The 18,180-nt window shown below is 41.2% G+C and carries 13 protein-coding genes, 1 pseudogene and 1 riboswitch; of the genes and pseudogenes, 4 read left to right on the top strand and 10 right to left on the bottom strand.

Going from position 1 to position 18,180, the window contains the following annotated elements; genetic code table 11:
• Positions 1–95: 95 nt before the first annotated feature.
• Entirely contained in the window at positions 96–401 is a 306-nt protein-coding gene (locus tag MBEAL2_RS14850) for a PAS domain S-box protein (protein ID WP_047153055.1), read from the bottom strand.
• 422 nt (positions 402–823) lie between these two features.
• Between MBEAL2_RS14850 and MBEAL2_RS14845 the strand changes: the two genes are divergently transcribed.
• The 3 genes from MBEAL2_RS14845 (at position 824) to MBEAL2_RS14835 (ending at position 6,132) form a co-directional block, all read left to right on the top strand.
• On the top strand, positions 824–2,509 hold the full coding sequence (locus MBEAL2_RS14845; protein ID WP_047153054.1) for a methyl-accepting chemotaxis protein: 1,686 nt from the start codon (positions 824–826) through the stop codon (positions 2,507–2,509).
• Between the two features lie 465 nt (positions 2,510–2,974).
• The gene (locus tag MBEAL2_RS14840) at positions 2,975–3,991 is read left to right on the top strand and encodes a GGDEF domain-containing protein (RefSeq protein ID WP_269082482.1); all 1,017 of its coding nucleotides are present in this window, start codon (positions 2,975–2,977) and stop codon (positions 3,989–3,991) included.
• Complete coding sequence (locus MBEAL2_RS14835; protein ID WP_047153052.1) at positions 3,988–6,132, top strand: sensor domain-containing protein; 2,145 nt, start codon at positions 3,988–3,990, stop codon at positions 6,130–6,132. The genes MBEAL2_RS14840 and MBEAL2_RS14835 overlap by 4 nt, the downstream gene beginning before the upstream one ends.
• Before the next feature lie 542 nt (positions 6,133–6,674).
• On the opposite strand, the gene MBEAL2_RS14830 is transcribed toward MBEAL2_RS14835, so the two are convergent.
• Both MBEAL2_RS14830 and pdxR read right to left on the bottom strand, forming a co-directional pair.
• On the bottom strand, positions 6,675–6,902 hold the full coding sequence (locus MBEAL2_RS14830; RefSeq protein ID WP_047153051.1) for a hypothetical protein: 228 nt from the start codon (positions 6,900–6,902) through the stop codon (positions 6,675–6,677).
• A gap of 213 nt (positions 6,903–7,115) precedes the next feature.
• The gene (gene pdxR, locus MBEAL2_RS14825) at positions 7,116–8,516 is read right to left on the bottom strand and encodes a MocR-like pyridoxine biosynthesis transcription factor PdxR (RefSeq protein WP_047153050.1); all 1,401 of its coding nucleotides are present in this window, start codon (positions 8,514–8,516) and stop codon (positions 7,116–7,118) included.
• A 124-nt stretch (positions 8,517–8,640) separates the two neighbouring features.
• Here pdxR and MBEAL2_RS14820 point away from each other — a divergent pair, with 124 nt between their 5' ends.
• Positions 8,641–9,600 carry a proline dehydrogenase family protein gene (locus MBEAL2_RS14820; RefSeq protein ID WP_047153049.1) on the top strand — a complete coding sequence of 320 codons (960 nt, stop codon included), beginning with the start codon at positions 8,641–8,643 and terminating at the stop codon, positions 9,598–9,600.
• Positions 9,601–9,657: 57 nt separating this feature from the next.
• On the opposite strand, the gene MBEAL2_RS14815 is transcribed toward MBEAL2_RS14820, so the two are convergent.
• The 7 genes and pseudogenes from MBEAL2_RS14815 to MBEAL2_RS14785 all read right to left on the bottom strand — a co-directional run bounded on the left by MBEAL2_RS14815 (position 9,658) and on the right by MBEAL2_RS14785 (position 18,136).
• Positions 9,658–11,184, bottom strand: a complete 1,527-nt coding sequence (locus MBEAL2_RS14815) for a ferredoxin-like domain-containing protein (RefSeq protein WP_047153048.1) — start codon at positions 11,182–11,184, stop codon at positions 9,658–9,660.
• A gap of 712 nt (positions 11,185–11,896) precedes the next feature.
• A complete protein-coding gene (locus MBEAL2_RS29315) occupies positions 11,897–13,939 on the bottom strand; it encodes a methyl-accepting chemotaxis protein (protein ID WP_052947733.1) in 2,043 nt (680 codons plus the stop codon).
• Positions 13,940–14,052: 113 nt separating this feature from the next.
• Positions 14,053–14,154: riboswitch (cyclic di-GMP riboswitch) on the bottom strand.
• A gap of 228 nt (positions 14,155–14,382) precedes the next feature.
• Positions 14,383–14,679, bottom strand: coding sequence for a ferredoxin family protein (locus MBEAL2_RS14800; RefSeq protein ID WP_047153046.1), 297 nt, complete (start codon positions 14,677–14,679; stop codon positions 14,383–14,385).
• Complete coding sequence (locus MBEAL2_RS14795) at positions 14,679–15,974, bottom strand: FAD-dependent oxidoreductase (protein ID WP_047153045.1); 1,296 nt, start codon at positions 15,972–15,974, stop codon at positions 14,679–14,681. The genes MBEAL2_RS14800 and MBEAL2_RS14795 overlap by 1 nt, the downstream gene beginning before the upstream one ends.
• Positions 15,967–17,028 (bottom strand): electron transfer flavoprotein subunit alpha/FixB family protein, encoded by a 1,062-nt coding sequence (locus MBEAL2_RS14790; protein WP_052947739.1) that lies wholly within the window; start codon positions 17,026–17,028, stop codon positions 15,967–15,969. The genes MBEAL2_RS14795 and MBEAL2_RS14790 overlap by 8 nt, the downstream gene beginning before the upstream one ends.
• 138 nt (positions 17,029–17,166) lie before the next feature.
• A pseudogene (locus MBEAL2_RS32910) lies at positions 17,167–17,310 on the bottom strand (DUF362 domain-containing protein); the annotation flags it as partial.
• Between the two features lies 1 nt (position 17,311).
• Positions 17,312–18,136: an electron transfer flavoprotein subunit beta/FixA family protein gene (locus MBEAL2_RS14785; protein WP_047153043.1), complete on the bottom strand. Its 825-nt coding sequence runs from the start codon at positions 18,134–18,136 to the stop codon at positions 17,312–17,314.
• Between the last annotated feature and the right edge of the window lie 44 nt (positions 18,137–18,180).

Raw genomic sequence — 18,180 nt, 5'->3', positions numbered from 1 at the left:
TTTTCCTTATTTTGATACGGTAACCCTTAATACTTCTTTAGGTAAAATAAACGAAAGGATATTGAATATAGGAGGATTTATCGGAGATCCACTTATCAATGGAATAAATTAACTTCAAAAAAGTCGATGATTCCTAAGCGTAGGAAAAATCGGCTTTTATTATGTCGAATTTTGCTTAGCGTATGTTTTCCGCGTTTTGTTAGTTGGACCCCAAATACAGGTTTACCTATGATTTCTTCTTTAGAAAAAACTCCTAGAAGTTTTACTCCAGCCTGGTTTACATATACAAATTTCTCATCACAGTGAATCATAATCGCTTCTGCGGAAGACTCAACAATCTGACGATACATTTCTTCTCTTTTAAGTAGTACCTGATATATTTCTTCATTGAAACTTTCCATTTTTTTCGCCCCTTACTATTTTCGAAAAATTCTCTAATATATTATCGGACGCAGATAATTAAATCAATATTTTATCATGCAAATCTCTTCTAAATCCCTATAAAAAGAAATCCGGCGATTCCACCTGTGGTGGTTAAGCCTGCCAAGGAGCGTGCCACAAAGGCGTCGGCTTGTGCACAAAGTAATAAAATACTAGAAAGAAACATTGTCCATAAAATCATTTTGAATGTCGAGTAGAGATAATTCTTTTACTTTTGGTCTATCTTCATGTGTACAGCCTCAAGCAAAAAACACTTTGTCGAAAAATATATAAATATGTTGAAACAAAAATTAATTAATGTTAAAACTAATATACTCACTATGAAAATGTACAGTTACACAGTTAAAAGTGACCATATCTTAGGTAGAAACGGAGAATAAAAATGAGCATAAGCAAAAAATTGTTCAGTGGTTTTTCAGCAATTCTTTTACTCTTAATCACTATCGCAGCAATTAGCTTGTATCAAGTCACAACTATTACGGATACATACTCTTTTTTGGTTGAACAGCAGGCAACAAAAGCTTTGAAAGCTAAAGAAATGAAGTTTTTAGCAGCAGAAGAAGTAAAATATATCCGAGGATATCTAGTTACTGGCAACTCTGCACAAATCGAAAGTTATAACAAAGTTAACGAACAGTATGGCACAGTATCAAGTGAATTAGGAAAGGTGCTAATCAAGGCGGAGACACAAAAACTTATTCAAGAAATTAATCAACTTAATGCAGATTACGGTCAAGTAGCGAAAGAAGCAATTGTTTTCAAAAATCAAAATAACCCAGCGGGTTATATTAAACTGTTTGCAGAGCGAGGAACTCCAATCGCCAACGAGTTAACTAAAAAGGTAATTATACTCGAAGGAATGTGCGTTGATCTCCTAAATTCAGAGAATGCACACACAAAACAGCTAGCTTCTCAGGTTAAAACCATTATTATAGTCGTATCCATTTTCACACTAGCACTTGGAATTGCCATTGCTCTCTATATCAGCCGTATTATCTCTCGACCCGTTTCAGCAGTAGCTGAAGCGGCGAAAGAAATTGCGAACGGTAATCTTTCTATTCCAGATATTAATGTGAAAAACAAGGATGAAATTGGTGAAATGGCCCAATCCTTTAATGAAATGAAACAAAACTTACACCAATTCGTTCGCAAAGTAAGTGAAGGATCTGAACAGGTCGCCGCTTCTTCTGAAGAACTGTATGCAAGTTCCGAACAATCTTCTCAAGCGGCTAATCAAGTGGCTGAGGTCGTAGCAGAAATTTCTAGTGCAACAGAGGGTCAAATGAAAAGCATGGAAGAAAATAAGAAGTCAATGGAAGAAAGTGCAGTCGGATTGCAGCGTATTGCTGAGTCAGCTACTAACGTTTCTGAAACTTCTGTAGAAGTTCTGCGTGAGGCAAAACAAGGAAACGAGATCATTAATAAAACGATTCGCCAAATGCAAGGGATTAGCACTTCTGTACAGGGAGCGGCTACTGTTGTTCACGACTTAGGAGAAAATTCAAAACAAATCGGACAAATTATTGAAGTTATCAGTGACATTGCAAACCAAACCAATCTATTAGCCCTTAATGCTGCCATTGAAGCGGCACGAGCGGGTGAACATGGAAAAGGATTTGCGGTTGTAGCGGATGAAGTTCGTAAACTGGCTGAACAATCCAGGCAATCTTCCGAACAGATTGCAACCTTAATTCAAGATATACAACAGAACACAAGTCATGCGATTACCGTAATGGAGCAAGGAACAAAAGAAGTTGAGTCTGGAACGGTAATTGCAAACCAGGCAGGAGAAGCTTTCCATCATATTTTGACTTCGATTCAACGTGTAACTGATCAAGTTCAAGAAGTCTCGGCAGCTACCGAACAAATTTCTGCAAGCACACAACAATTGACAGCTTCTGTGGAGCAATTGACACGTACCTCTGAGGAGATTTCAATGGGTACACAAGGAGTCGCTGCATCCTCAGAAGAACAACTGGCATCGATGGAAGAAATTACAGCTTCATCTGAATCTTTAAGTAAGCTTGCTCAAGAATTACAAACTGAAGTTGCTAAATTTAAAATATAGTTTTTTATAATTGAATCTAGGCGGTGTTTTTATTTTTTAAGCCATTTCACCATGAGCCGTTCCTATTGACGCAGGGCGGTCTTTTTTTTACACTTCTAACAATCCTTAACTATACTCCCGTTAGCGCAGCAATGAAAAATAGCTGCCGAAAGAGCCGTACTTCACTAACGATTCCCGTCGTGAAATAGTTTATACCTAACTCCAAATCGATGTTACCACAGCCCTATTTATAGATTTTGAAATGATTTAATTGCTTCTTGGCTTTGAAATTGAGAATAAGATACCGATATATAAAAAGAAAATTATCTACTCTATCAATCAATAGTAGCTCAATAAATTAATATGACCCTAGAGAGGATTTTGTAAAAATTGATTGTATTAAAAGACTTTTTTATAAATTTTTGTATCTTATGTACAGGAATTTTCCTGATACATCAATATCTTTATAGAGACAGGGTTGCATCAATGTCTCTCACTAGAAGGAGAGTCCTTACTGGAGTTTTACAAGGGGGCTTCGGGGTACTTATCATGCAATTTGGCATTCATATAGAAGGTGGTGTGCTTATTGATCTTCGAACGATCCCCATGATGATAGCAGCCTATCTTGGCGGATGGGCATCCGCTGTTGTGGCGACGGTTATCATCATTTTTTGCAGATTAGCATTATATCCCATCTCATACTCCGCCCTCATTAACGTTGTTGTTCTTACTTTATCTGCTATCACATTTTCCTTGATTTCTCATTCCAACATGAAAATAGAGAGAAAATGGAGCTTTATGGCTGTATCGTTCATCACAATTCTTGGTATTACGATTCCCTTCGTTATACCTGATTTTAGAAAAGCATTCATCATATTCACTCAGTATGCCTTTGCTGTTATTTGTGGAACTTATGGAACTTATCTGCTTAAATCTTACCTTTGGCGCAACGATCAGGATTATGCAAGACTAAAAAAATTTGCCCAAAAAGACTATCTCACTGGTTTGGATAATATTCGATCATTTAATCATGCTATAGATTCTGCCTTCTTAAAGGCAAAAGAACATCAAGAAGAATTATCCCTGTTATACATAGACATCGATCATTTCAAGCAGGTAAATGACACGTACGGGCATCCTGCTGGCGACAAAGTGCTGCAAAAGGTGGGGCATATCCTCATACAGTCATGTCGTTCTGTGGATATTGTCTCCCGCAACGGAGGAGAAGAATTTAGTATCATCATGCCAGCTTGTGACTCCGCCTCTGCCAGAACGATTGCAGAAAGGATACGCCAGTCTATAGAAGAGAGCGTATTTGTAATAAATAAGGACGTAGAATTAAAGGTAACGGTTTCCATCGGTTATACCACGCTCAACCAAAAGAACATGGTTTCTATTGGACAACTGATTCATCAAGCAGACGAAGGGTTATACAGGGCAAAACGAACGGGCAGAAACCGAATTAGCAGCAATCATTCTTTATATAGGAGAGGTTACCAATGAATCGTAGTCCCCAAAAGAAAGAACATTTTGTAAAAGACACTCAATTTTTACGTGATTTTATAAACCAGTTAACAACCAATAATGAAAACAAGGAAGCCGAACTTCCATTCTATCGAACAATGTTTCAAAACCTAATTGAAAAGGCTCCTGTTGGTATTTATATACTGGAAGAGGGGGCCTATTCCTATGTTAATACCTACTATGCCGCTCTTTTGGGGTATACAAAGGAGGAATTAACCCAAGGAAAGGTTTGCCTTGATAAAACGATCCATCCCGATGATTTTCCGGTGATACAGCGTAATATTGAAAAAAGAAAACAAGGAGACAGCAAAGAAGAACGCTATCGGGTACGAAAATTTAATAAAGATGGCCGTCTAATCTACACTGAAATTCACACTACGGGAGCGGAGATGTATGGGAAAACAGCATTGTTTGGGAGCGTTATTGATATAACGGAACAGGTAGTAGCACAACAACAGCTTCAAGAAAGTAATGAACAATACAAATCCCTTTTTGATAGCAGCCCAGACGCTATTTACTCCCTTGATGACGAAGGAAGATTCATTAACGTGAATCCGGCTAGTGAGTTGCTTACAGGTTATTCTAATCAGGAAGCAGTAGGAATGCCCTTTGCGCCCCTGATTGCCCCGGAAGATTTACCAGAGGCCATTAAACATTTTGAAGAGGCAAAAAAAGGAATACCCAGTAGTACTGAGCTTGTTCTTACACGAAAGGATGGAAAGAGGATACATATAAATGCAACTCATTTTCCTATGAGGGTAAACGGAAAAATTGTTGGTACGTACGGGACTGCCAGAGATATCACACAAAAAACTCTATATGAACAACAAATAAAAGAACTCGCCTTTTATGATCCTCTAACAAGACTGCCAAACCGAAAGTTATTTGAAGACCGCTTAGGGCAAATAATTAACCTTTCAAGGGAAGACCGGCATCCATTTGCCATTCTCTTTCTTGACTTAGATCGGTTTAAGTTTATTAATGATTCATTGGGACATCATATGGGTGATGAATTTTTAAAAATGGTGGCAGAACGTTTAAAGCAAACCATCCGTAAAACAGATACCCTGAGTCGACTAGCCGGAGATGAGTTTACCATTCTTCTTCCTGAAACTTCTCAGGAAGAAGTCATACGATTAGCGGAACGTATTAATCAAGTGATGACGGAACCTTTCCGTGTTTCAGGCCATTCCGTTACAGTTTCAGTAAGCATAGGAATTGCTTTTAGCAAAGGAATAGGTGACGATGTTCATGAATTAATTCGTAATGCGGACACAGCCATGTATTATACGAAAAAGTTCAGAAGGAATCGTTATACCATCTATTCGGAAGAGTTGGACTTGAAAGCTTCTAACAAATTAACAATCGAACGTGATTTAACGAACGCGATTGAAAATAATGAATTGGAATTATACTACCAGCCCATTATGGACTTAAAAAACGAAAAGATTATCGCATTAGAAGCTCTCATTCGTTGGCATCACCCGCAATTGGGACTTGTTCCGCCGAGTGATTTTATCCCTGTTGCAGAGGAAAGTGGACAAATTATACTTATCGGAACATGGGTACTCGAAACGGCATGCCGCCAAAATAAAATATGGCAGGATTCAGGTATTCCACCCTTCAAAGTAGCTGTTAATATTTCTACGAAACAACTGCAGCAGTTTGACTTTGTTGATTCTGTTGCAAAAATAGTGGAGGAAACAAATTTACAACCCGAGTGGCTGGAGCTTGAGGTAACAGAGAGCATCCTGTTGGATGATGTAGATTTAATAAAGGGCAGTCTTTTGAAACTGAAGAAAATCGGCGTTTCCATATCTATTGATGATTTTGGTACGGGATATACCTCTTTAAGTTACCTCCGTCAATATCCGTTTGATAAAGTAAAAATCGATAAAAGTTTTATTGATGATATTAGCCGCGACTTGAACGGAAAGCGAATCACGTCCGCTATTATATCTTTGGCCCACAGTTTAAACATGAACGTAGTGGCGGAAGGAATTGAAAGTGAAATTGAGTTGAGGTATTTAAAGGAAGAAAAATGTGATGGAGGACAGGGCTATTTCTTCAGTCGCCCCCTACCGGTTCATTCGCTTCAACTTGATTTACCTAAAATATAGGAAGTTGCTGCCTAAACGGGCAGCTTCTTTTCTTAAAACGGTAATATGGGGTATTTTTCATCAGGATAGAAATAGAAGTAATCCAGTACCATGTAGTATTCTCATCTCTAAGGTTGGCTGCTAAAGAAAGAGCTTTGTCACACTTCGAAAAAATTATCTCGTTCAACCTTACATACTCTTAATGCAAAATTTCTATACCACTCTGTCTTTCCTTTTTGTTGTGCAACTCCGTGGGCTGAGGTGTCCTTGCAATTCTACTCATATTATCTCTTCCCCTCTCTACTCAACTAATTAGAAATTTCTAATTGATCATAACACCATCAATAATTTGGTATCAATCATTATCTTTATTACTGCCGCTAAAACTATTCACTCCTATTCAGTTCTTGTCATCGATGCCCTTTACTTCAATAGAAGCAACGAAGATGAGCGATGGCATCCACTCCTCAACTTGAAATTTAATAGAGCTTATTGGTAAAAAGAAGTCAGAAGCTTATTCAACTAAACTCCCGTTAGCGGAGCACACAAAAAACCGCTTCGCATTATTGCGGAGCGGCCTGGACACCATCATTTTTATTGGCAATCCTTTTTCTTTTGATTTCTTCGAACGCATTATCTAGCCTGTATATCTCGCATCTTAAATCAAGCTCGTTCTCACATTCATCAAGGATGTTCCGCATAAAAGCCTTGTAGCTTTCGCAAAGTTCCTTATCCGACCTGCACAGTATAAAAGCAAATCTGTATATCGCATCATTTGTCAATACAGTCATAGTTCCAATCCCTCCCCATGAACGTATATGTATATTTTATACTTACACTGTTATAGAAATATGAAGAGAGTATAAATCCACAGTAATTTTTACCGGTAGAATCTCCCCTGCCGGGATTTTCTTACTCCAGCTAAGCAGCGCTAGGCAAGCAAATCCGAGAAGAAACCCTACTGCCAGAGGCTTATTTAAATTTATTCATCTTTTCATCCCCTATTAAGTAAGAGTGCATTTCAGTCTTCGTATCCCTTCTTCTATTTCCTCCCTCGACAAGTTTCCATATCCTAAAATAATTTTATTTTTATGGTTTCCTTTTTCGATTGCATGGAATTCTACGGGGTAAATTTTAATTTTTTGCTGTATAGCTTCCATTTGTTGTTGTTCCGAGAAATCAACACCTTTAAATTCAGCAACAAGATGTAACCCCGTTGAATCACCCAGAACGTTGACGCTGTCCGCGAATTCTTTTTTCAAACATGTCTTGACACAATCACGGCGGGCTTTATATTGTTTCTTCATCTTTCTAACATGGCGTTCCAGGTGTCCTTCATCAATGAAGCGCGCAAGCGTAAGCTGTTCTAATGATGGAGTGTGAAGATCAGTGAACCATTTTAGGTCTTTACACCGTTCGGTAAGGGAAGGCGGCAGAATTAAATATCCTAACCTCAACGCGGGAGAAAGAATCTTGCTAAACGTTCCAATGTAAATGACCCGCTCCGGATCCAACCCTTGAAGTGAGCTAACCGGTGTACCCTGATAACGAAACTCACTGTCATAATCGTCTTCTACAATATAACTATTCGCTTTTCTAGCGAACTGGATCAACTGTATACGGCGTTGAATCGATAGAGTTCCCCCTAATGGAAACTGATGGGACGGAGTAACGAAAATAAGGCCTGGCTTTTTATCAGGCGGGATAAGGTCCGTTTTCATGCCAAATTCATCTACAGGTACAGGATAAAGAAAAGAGCCTCGGGATGAAAAAATAGTTTGGATATCATGCGTAATAGGATCCTCTATAATGACTTCATCCTCTGATGAAAGCAGCAGATGGGCCACAAGGGACAAAGCCTGGGTTGCACCGGATGTGATGACGATCTGATCAGGATGGCAGTGAACCCCTCTCGTCCTCTTCAGGTATCGCGAGAGGACGTGTCTTAGCTCCGCGCGCCCTTCAGGATGGCCATAACCGAATATAGCGTGTGGTACTTCAATGCACACCTCCTTTGCTATCTGTCCCCATATTTTTCTTGGAAACATATCTAAGGCGGGGATGCCGGAACGAAAGTCAATGATCTCACCGGTTTTCTCCTCAACCAAATGACTCCTTTTAAAAAAAGAAGAAAATTCCTCTTCCTGCTCTTGATCTAAATAAGCTCCCTCCGCAACATACGTACCCGATCCTTGCTGTCCCACGATGTAGCCTTCCGCCAGCAATTGCTCATATGCTTCTATGACTACATTGCGTGATACTTCCAGGCTGGACGCCAATTCACGACTGGACGGGAGGCGTTCTCCAGCCTGAATTTCCCCACGCAAGACCCGCATACGTATTTGTTCATAAACCTGTCTAATTAGAGAAAGATGTAACGACCGATCGATTGGTATCCAAAACATGCGATTCTCCTTTCAACTAAATTGGTACTAAAAAAGTTCACCAAAAGTGGTACTCATATAAACCAGTTTACCATGATATTTTTAAGATACAAAAATTCACACAAATCCTGAAGGGAGTTACACTATGTTTTCCAATGACCAAATCCAGGTTATTCATGCATTAAAATCAATCGCAAGGGACCAGCGGATCAAACGTTATATTCAACAATCCGAAGATCTATATCCTCTGTTATTCCGCGCGGCACAACGTTTTGTAGCGGGGGATACAAGGGAACATGGCATTTCGAAGGGGCTAGAATTATTGAATAAAGGATACGCCATTTCCCTTGAATACATAGGAGAAAATACTCGAACTGCAGAGGACTGCTTCCAAGCGAAAGATGAATTCCTTACTTTAATCAGTGAGGCTGGCCGGCATTTAATTTCACCTACAATCTCTTTCGACTTATCTCACATCGGTTTGTCTGTGGACCGAGAGCTTGCTTTCAGCAATGTAAATGAACTGGCTGAAGCAGCCACAAAAAACGGCCTTTCTCTCATGATTAGTATGGAAGAATCCGAAAAGACCGAGGCGATTATTGAAATTTATAAACGAGCAGCGGAAACGTATTCTAATGTTGGGATTACCATACAAGCTCATTTACACCGCGCTATGAACGATATACTTGAATTACTTGATTATCCCGGGAAGATACGAATTGTAAAAGGAGCCTACCAGGAATCTCCTGAAATTATGCTTCCTCGATCCGAAGAATTGAATGAACGTTATTTACAGCTTGTTGATTTATTAGCAACAAAAAATCACCCTGTATCGATTGCAACGCATGACGAAGTTATTATCGAAGAAGTAAGACGGCGCGGCTATCTTAAACAAGCCAATACGGAGTGTGAAATGCTGTATGGAATACGCTCCGATTTAATGCAGAGACTGAAGGCAGATGGTTATCAGGCAAGGGTATATTTAACATACGGGACGGAGTGGTATTTGTATTTGTGCCACAGACTTGCTGAATATCCGGAAAACATCTATGCTGCAATTGCCGATATTGTTGAGCCGAATCGTACAAATAAAACATCTTATTGACCTTAGAATGAAAAAGGCTGGTCATTCCTCAGCCATAAGGAAAACCAGCCTTTTTCATTATACATAGTTTATCTCCTTTTGCTTTTTTGCATAGATGCCGGTAAAATACCGTTCATCTGTCAGCAAATCGGCCAATGTATCGGCGAGTTCACGAACAGGTACTTTTTCCTTAAGCAACGTTCCGATTCGTGCATCATGACCGATGTGTCCGCCATAGAAAATATCGACAGCATCAACCAATTCTCCATCCACTCTCGTCTTTGTTCCGCGGAGACCAATATCGCCTGTTTGAATAACCGCACAGGAATTTGGACAGCCCGACCAGTGAATACGCAATTCTTCACGTCGTATAACAAGACGCTCTTCCAGTTCATCCAGTAATTTAATAGCCGGTGTTTTAGTGTCAACGATAGCTAAATCACAGCCCTCCTTACCTGTGCATGTGACCAATCCCCGGTGAAGCGGAGTAGGGTTATATGGCAAATCACTTAATAATGGTTCCAGTTGGAATTTCCTGAGGTTAATTTCAGGAATATGCGGAATAACAGCATTCTGTTGGGCTGTAAACCGAATTTCGTCTCGCCCATATTTATTGGCTAGCCGTGCTAGCTCCCGGCATTGGTTCGATGTCATTTTTCCATTCGGCACACATAACCCTGCATAAAAATATCCTTTTTGCTTTTGCGGGTGGATTCCGATATGATCATGATGCTTTATTTCCTTAACCTCATAAACAACTGAAGTTAACGGCTGATCGAGCCTGGTATTTATCTCGCCCAGCAGCCGTTCTGTTCCCCAATGCTCAATGAGATGAAGCATGCGGGCTTTATTCCGATTTTCACGGGTTCCATGTTCTCGAAACAGGTCAAGGATAACCATGACGCATTCTACAGCTTTTTCTTTCGGCACCCATACACCGAGGTCTTTAGCTACGCTGGCATACAGCTTTCCAATCGCACCGCCCAGCCGGATTCGAAATCCTTCCTTAACCCCTTCTTTTAAAGGAATAACCTGGGGTATCAAACCAATATCGTTCAAACGTGAATGCCCGCAATCTTCATAACAACCTGTCACAGATATATTGAATTTTCGGGGTAAATTCGCATAGATAGGGTTACCGACAATACGTTTTGATAGTTCATTTAGAATTTCACTTGCATCAAAAGCTTCGTGCTCTTGAATTCCTGCGACCGGACAATTCATTAAATTCCTCACGTTGTCCAACCCGGTTTGCCTGGAATCTAAGCCGCTATCGCGTAAGGCCTCGAGTACCTCAGGTAAATCATGAAGGGCAAGCTTGCGGATTTGGGCCCCCATACGCGTTGTAATCGTTACAATTCCATCCCCATAGCGTTCGGCTATGTCTGCCAGTTTTTCCGCCTGGTGGCAGGCCAGTTTCCCGGAAGGAACACGTACACGCAGCATAAAGCCGCCTTCCCTTTTACGATAAAACAACCCGTACCACCTCATGCGTGCTATATCTTCTTCAGGTACATTCTCAATGGCTCCTTTGGCATACATATAAATATCAGGCAGGATAGATAACCCTTCTTTTTCTTGTTTCATTCGCTCAATTTTGTTCATTATCATCACCCCTGTGTAAGGACATGTAACATTAGCTATTATTTTACTTTGAATTATAAAAAATGGATTTTTTATGTTATATTACCTTACACACTTTCTTTCATCATATATAAGCAAAGATATATAAGCGAAGGTTATGTATGATATTTCCAGTTGAATAGAAGGGGTGTTCACTGATAGAATAGTTACCAAATGTTGCTTGTAGTAAGGGGAAATAAGCCATTGGAATCGTTCATCAAAGAATTGAGCACCATAGATAAGATTGAGGTATTGGTATCATTAAAAGAGGAAATTAAATCTAAGATCATTCAACCTATTCACTGGACAGAACGCTTAGAATTATATTACAAAGTGCAACTAATTAATGAGAGAATACAAGAAATAGAGCGCTCATCTTAATCCGAAACATGTTAACTGTTACAATATGTTTACTACTATGCAGTTGCATAAATGGAACAAGCCCTTGCTGTTTAGATACAGCAGGGGCTAATTTATGTTCAATATAAATAAATCTTCTCTTTTACCCAGGCATTTGCGAATATTTGCATTGTTTAAACTGTTGTACGTTTCCAATCAACTCTTCTACGCATTTACTAAATTAATCACAATGAAGGAGTTGATTGGAGTGCCTACTATTCCAAGACCGGGTTTTGTATTATTACAGCGTTAAAAAATCATACCAATTTCAGCTACTGTTTAAAGTATAAAAAAGTTATACTTTAAATTTACCAATGGTCTCCTGTAACTCTTCGGCCATATTGGTTAAAGAAGAGGCAGAAGCAGAGATTTCTTCCATTGAAGCCAGTTGTTCTTCGGTAGCAGCTGAAACATTTTGTGTTCCAGCTGCGGCCACCTCTGCCACTTCTGAAATAAGTTCAATCGAGTGAACAACCTCCTCTGTAGCAGCAGAAATTTGTTGAGCTGCAGAAGAAACCTGCTCAATTTGGCTCGCCACTTCGTTAACAGAACGCTGAATTTGTTTAAAAGATTCTCCAGAGAAATTGACAACATCAATCCCCTGTTCTACTTCTTTCGTAGCATGCTCCATCGATTGAACCGTCTTATTTGTTTCTTCTTGGATCGCGGTAATCAGCTGTGCGATTTGCTGCGCTGAACTTGACGACTGTTCGGCTAATTTACGGACTTCATCCGCTACAACTGCAAACCCCTTTCCATGTTCTCCTGCTCTGGCGGCTTCAATAGCCGCATTTAAAGCAAGTAGATTCGTTTGAGAAGAAATATCCGTAATTACTTGTACAATCTGGCTAATTTCATCTGAACGCTCTCCCAGGGATTTAACTGTCCCGGAAAGCTCACCAAAAGTACTGTTAATAGCATTCATTTGTTCAATCGCCAATTGAATGTTTTTAGCCCCTTCTTCCGCTCTTTCTGAAGTCTCTGTTGCAGAAGTAGTAACATATTGGGCGTTATCTGCAATTTTTTGTACACCAACGGCTAATTCACTAATGGTTCTTGAACTTTCTTCTACACTTTGCATCTGTTTGTCTGTACCCGAAGCGACTTCTTGAACTGTATGAGCGATTTGTTCTGTGGCTTTTCCTGTTTGTTCCGCACTCGCTGATAACTCCTCTGCAGAAGCTGCTACTTGATCTGAATTTCCCGATATCTTACCGACTAATTCACGAAGACTGCTGGACATTTCATTTAAATGATTGAACATCTGCCCAATTTCGTCTTTTCGTTTTGAAGCAAATTCTTGTCTTAAATTCCCCAATGCAATTTCACTCATGGCATTTTGAATTTCTGTTATCGGCTTTGAAATGTTTCTTTTAGCATAAAGTAACATGAACAGTGTTGAAGCAAGAAGGATAATACCTCCAGTCAGAATAAGATTAAACATTAAATTATTCAGAGAATCTAAGTAATCTTTGGTTTCAACAGTAGCCATAATAATGTTTCCGTCAGAAGTACGATTAAATGCCAAATATTTTGTTATCCCGCCTTCTTGGTATTGAAAATCTCCCTGGTTATCCGCCGTAATTAAATTTCTAAAAGGAAGGGCATTAAGGTTCTTCCCAATGTACTCCTTTTGTGGGTGAGCGATGATATCTCCTTTGGAATTAGCGACAAAAGTAAATCCTGTCTTTGCAAACGAATATTTTTTTATTGCATCTTGTAGGTTAACGGAATCAACCACTTTTTGGTACTCTACAGGTTCCATCCCGAGTTGAAACATTCCCGGCTTATCTTGGCGGGCAACTCCGATATACATGAACATTTTTTTATCTGCACCACGAATAGAGGGTTCTTGTGCAAGTTCAAAATCTTTATTTGTTATGGCTTCCATAAAGGGTTTAGATTGTTCGGATGAATCATACTTATAACCAATGAGGGCGGGATTACTGCTAAACTCCATGATTCCTTTGTCATTCATCACGTTAACTTCCGAAACACCAATTCTATTTGCCAAAACAGAAAGTTCTACAGTGGTATAACTAGTACGACCCTTAAGTACCTCTCTAACAGAATTAGCCAATTTCAGATTATCGTTTTGCAAACTTTCCTTTAATATGTTGACGGTTTGATAATAGGAATTAAAATCAGATACTAATTTAGTGGTGTTGCTACGCACTTCCAATTTCATTTGGTTATTAATAACATTCTGTTGGGCATTATAAGTAAAAGCGGATAAACTGATAACGGTTGCGATAATAATAACAATCGTTATGACAGCTATTTTAGTACCAAAATTAAAATTTACAATGTTTTTTAAACTTTTCTTAGAAGTGTTCATGTGATGTCCCCTTTGTGTTTCATTCTTTAATTTTGTTTTATATCATACTAGGCTAATCCGGTATAGGATTAGCCTAGACCATATTTCCACTTAGTCATCTATCTTTGAGGCTTTTCGGTAACTCGGCTGTCATAGTTCACTAGAACGTTAGACCCCCTGGCTTTGCATCTACTCGAACTTTCTTATTTTACGACGAATAAATACCTATTACAATAGTTGCAATCATTAGGAGTTTATTAATCTTCTTGTTATAGATTTATTTTTATAATTCTTTCCTTTGAATAACTGAGTTTGTCTCGTAATTGCTCATGGAGAAATTTCACACTTGTAGTCACCCTTTCATACCTCTGCAATCTTTAGCATTATTGTATATTCTATATCTTTAAAAAGATGGATAATCAGATAAAAAAAGAAGGCTTTTTAGCCCTCTTTTTTTTCTTCTTCTATGCCAGACGAAACACAATGCCATGCCCGCCTTTTGGATACTCCCACTTAATGTTTTGGTACGGACAGCCAATCCTGCAGCTCCCGCACTCGTGGCATCCCTCATAACCGACCGCCATCCGCATTCCTTCCCATTTGTATACTTCAGCCGGACAGAACACCGTACACAGCTTATCAGGACAACTTGTAGCGCATACATCATGGTTCATAACATGAAGATGGGATTGGGTATCCGCACGAAAACGAACAAGATATTGTTTCTCTTCAATCGTGTTTGTTTTGGGAATCTCACTCATTATTTCATCACCTTCCATGCTCGATAAATGTCCTGGAACATGCCCAGTTTACTTCTGCCTTCCGTCATACTTTTCATAATTTTTTTCTGTTTCTCTTTCTTCGGCGTACCGTCGATGGTAAAGAACTGGCTGGCAGCCTTATTAATCATCGGCAGATAATCTTTGAAATACTGTGGGTGCTCTTCAAACGTATGGGTTGCATCCTTATACTTCTTCAAATCCTGTCCAACGAAGCTCTCCAGCAGACGGATTCGATACGTATCGAGCATATTCTCAGAGAAATCGTTTGCTTCCTTCGCAAGTACGATGGTCTCGGCAGCAAGCCTGCCCGCCGTCATTGCCATGTTACTTCCTTCCCGGTGAACTCCGTTAACCATCTGGCCCGCATCACCAACGACAACGACCCCGTTGCCAACGATTTTTGGCATCGAATGGTAGCCGCCCTCAGGAATCAAGTGGGCTGCATACTCCGCCGCCTCTCCCCCACGGATTAACGGGCGAACAAGCGGGTGCTTCTTTAAATACTCAAGTAAATCATAGGGGCGCATTTTTTGTTTAATCATCCCCGATAGCGTAGCACCCACCCCGATATTGATGCTCTCTTTGTTCGTGTAAATAAACCCGGTTCCCAGAACTCCTTTTGTCGCATCACCGAAAATTTCAATTGTTGTCCCCTGGTTCGGCTCCAGATTAAAACGATCTTCTATTTTTTCTGCCGGAAGATTGATGACTTCCATAACGGCGAGCGCTACTTCGCTTGGCTTAAATTCTTTATGGAAGCCGAGCGATTTCGCGAGCAGTGAATTAACCCCGTCCGCAAGAACAACGACGTCAGCGTATACATCCCCATCCGGCCGGTCTGTTCGGACGCCGATAACCCTTCCGTCTTCTACGATACATTCCCTGACAACGGTTTCGTTAATCAGGAGAGCTCCCTGTTCTACTGCCTTACTTGCGTACCACTGATCAAACTTTGCACGCAATACCGTGAAATTGTTGTACGGTTCTTTTGCCCATTCGAGCCCCTTGTATCCGGAAGTAAATACGGACTCCTCGCCAAGCATCCAGAAGCGCTGCTCGATAACAGGCCTTTCCAGAGGTGCTTCCTTATAGAAGCCGGGAATAATCTCTTCCATTTGGTGGCGGTAAAGTATGCCCCCCATCACGTTTTTTGATCCAGGGTATTCGCCTCTTTCAATTAATAGAACATTCAGCCCTGCTTTCGCCATGCTAAAAGCCGCAGACGTCCCGGCAGGCCCCGCACCTACTACAATCGCATCAAATTTCTCAGACATATGCTATTTCACCGCCATTCACTGCTTTTTGAAATGCCTCAATCATATGCGGAACAATTTCAAACGCATCACCGACAATACTGTATGTTGCAACATTGTGGATCGGTGCTTCCGGGTCTTTATTAATCGCAATAATAAATTCTGAATTCTGCATGCCAACAATGTGCTGAACGGCTCCGGAAATTCCGATTGCAAAATAAATTTTCGGCGTAACAGTAATGCCTGTCTGGCCGACTTGGTAATGGTGATCAATCCAGCCTGCTTCCACTGCATCCCGGGTTGCACCGACACTTGCACCTAACACTTCTGCAAGCTCATAACAGATCCGGAACCCTTTTTCATCACCTAACCCTTTTCCACCTGCAACAATAATGTGCGCTTCATCAAGTTTCATGCGCTGGGTTGTATCACGAACAATTTCAAGTACGCGTGTCTGCAAATCCTTCTCGTGTATCCCAAGCGGTTCATGAATGACTTTCCCTGTTCTGCCCGGCTGAGGCTCGAGCGCCTTCATCACTTTTGAACGAACGGTCGCCATTTGGGGCCGGTGGTTTTTACAAAGGATTGTTGCCATAATGTTTCCGCCGAATGCCGGACGGCTTGCTTCGAGCAGCCGTTTTTCCGGATCTACATCAAGCATCGTGGTGTCTGCAGTTAACCCTGTCGCCAAATCGGTAGCCACGGCACTGGCGAGGTCCTTTCCGTTTGTCGTTGCACCGTACAGAATGATTTCCGGTTTGTACTTATTGCAAATATCAACGACTCCCTTCATATAGGTTTCAGATCGATACTGTTTAAGGACAGGATCATCAATCATATACACAGCATCCGCACCGTAGGCAAAGCATGTGTCTGTTAAGGAATCAATGTTATGCCCAAGCATGAATCCGGACAGCTGAGTGTTCAGCTTATCCGCAAGCCGCCGCCCTGCTCCCAGCAATTCCAGCGATACACCCGCAATTTTCCCGTCCGTTTGATCGATAAATACCCAGACACCTTCATGGTCAGCGAACCGGTCTGTACGCTGTTCCTTTTTTGTTTCTTTTTCAGGTATAGCAGCGGCCGTCTGTGCAACCGGTTCCTTCTTCTCCTCAGCGGGAGCGGGAGCAGCGGCAGCCGCAGTTGGAGCCGGCTCTTCTTTAGGTTCGATTTTTTTCTTCGTTGGATTCGGCAGGGTGATTGCCTCTGTCGGGCAAACAGGAATGCACTCCTGGCATTCCTCACACTTCGCTGCGTCTACTTCACATTTATCAGGCCCAAGGTAAAGCGCGCTTACCGGGCATGTATCCACACATGTTCCGCAGGAAATACAAGCGGCGGAAATCGTTACGGCCATGTTACACGCCTCCCTTTACTAAGAGTTCACGTTTTTCTTTCATTAGGATTTCTACCAGCTGGCTTACCTGCTGATCCGGCTTTCCTTCAAGGCGCTTCCCGCCTTCCGGTTTCGGAGGGCTGAACATCTTGCCAACGATCGTTGGCGATCCTTTTAATCCAAGCTGGCTGCGGTCTACTTCTCCAAGATCATCGACTGTCCAGACGGTAGGCCGATATCTCGCCGCGCGGATCATATTAGGCATTGAGGAGTACGGCACTTCGTTTATTTCCTTCTCCACCGTAAGCAGGCAGGGAAGCGAGGATTGCAGAACTTCATATCCATCCTCAAGTTTTCTATGGACAATAATTTGTTTCCCGGCTTCGTTTACTTCCTCCACCTTCTTCACACCGGTAAGCGGAGGAATGCCCAGCCGGCGGGCAATTCCAGGACCCACCTGGCCTGTATCACCGTCAATCGCCATTTTTCCGCATATTACCATGTCAAGCGGTTCCTCTTTCATTATTTTAAAGATCGCTCTCGATAGGGCGTAGCTCGTTGCAAGTGTATCCGCCCCTGCGAACGCCCGATCTGAGATAAGATATCCTTCGTCAACCCCAATCTCCACACATTTTTTTATCGCTGCCACTGCCTGCGGCGGCCCCATAGACAATACGGATACTTTCCCCCCATAACGCGCCCTCAGCCTGACAGCCTCCTCTACCGCATGCGTATCATACGGGTTAAGGATTGCGGGAACCCCGCGGCGATCAAGCGTGTTCGTCTTCGGATCGATTTTAATAATCTTCGTGTCCGGTACCTGTTTGATACAGACCAGGATGTGCATATGCATTCCCCTTTCTTATGCAAGAATATATTGTGAAAAATTGT

The sequence above is a fragment of the Aneurinibacillus tyrosinisolvens genome (genome assembly GCF_001015055.1).
GTDB classification, from domain to species: Bacteria; Bacillota; Bacilli; order Aneurinibacillales; family Aneurinibacillaceae; genus Aneurinibacillus_A; species Aneurinibacillus_A tyrosinisolvens.
Note: the sequence above shows the minus strand (reverse complement) of the source record. Positions and strands in the feature narration are given on the sequence as shown.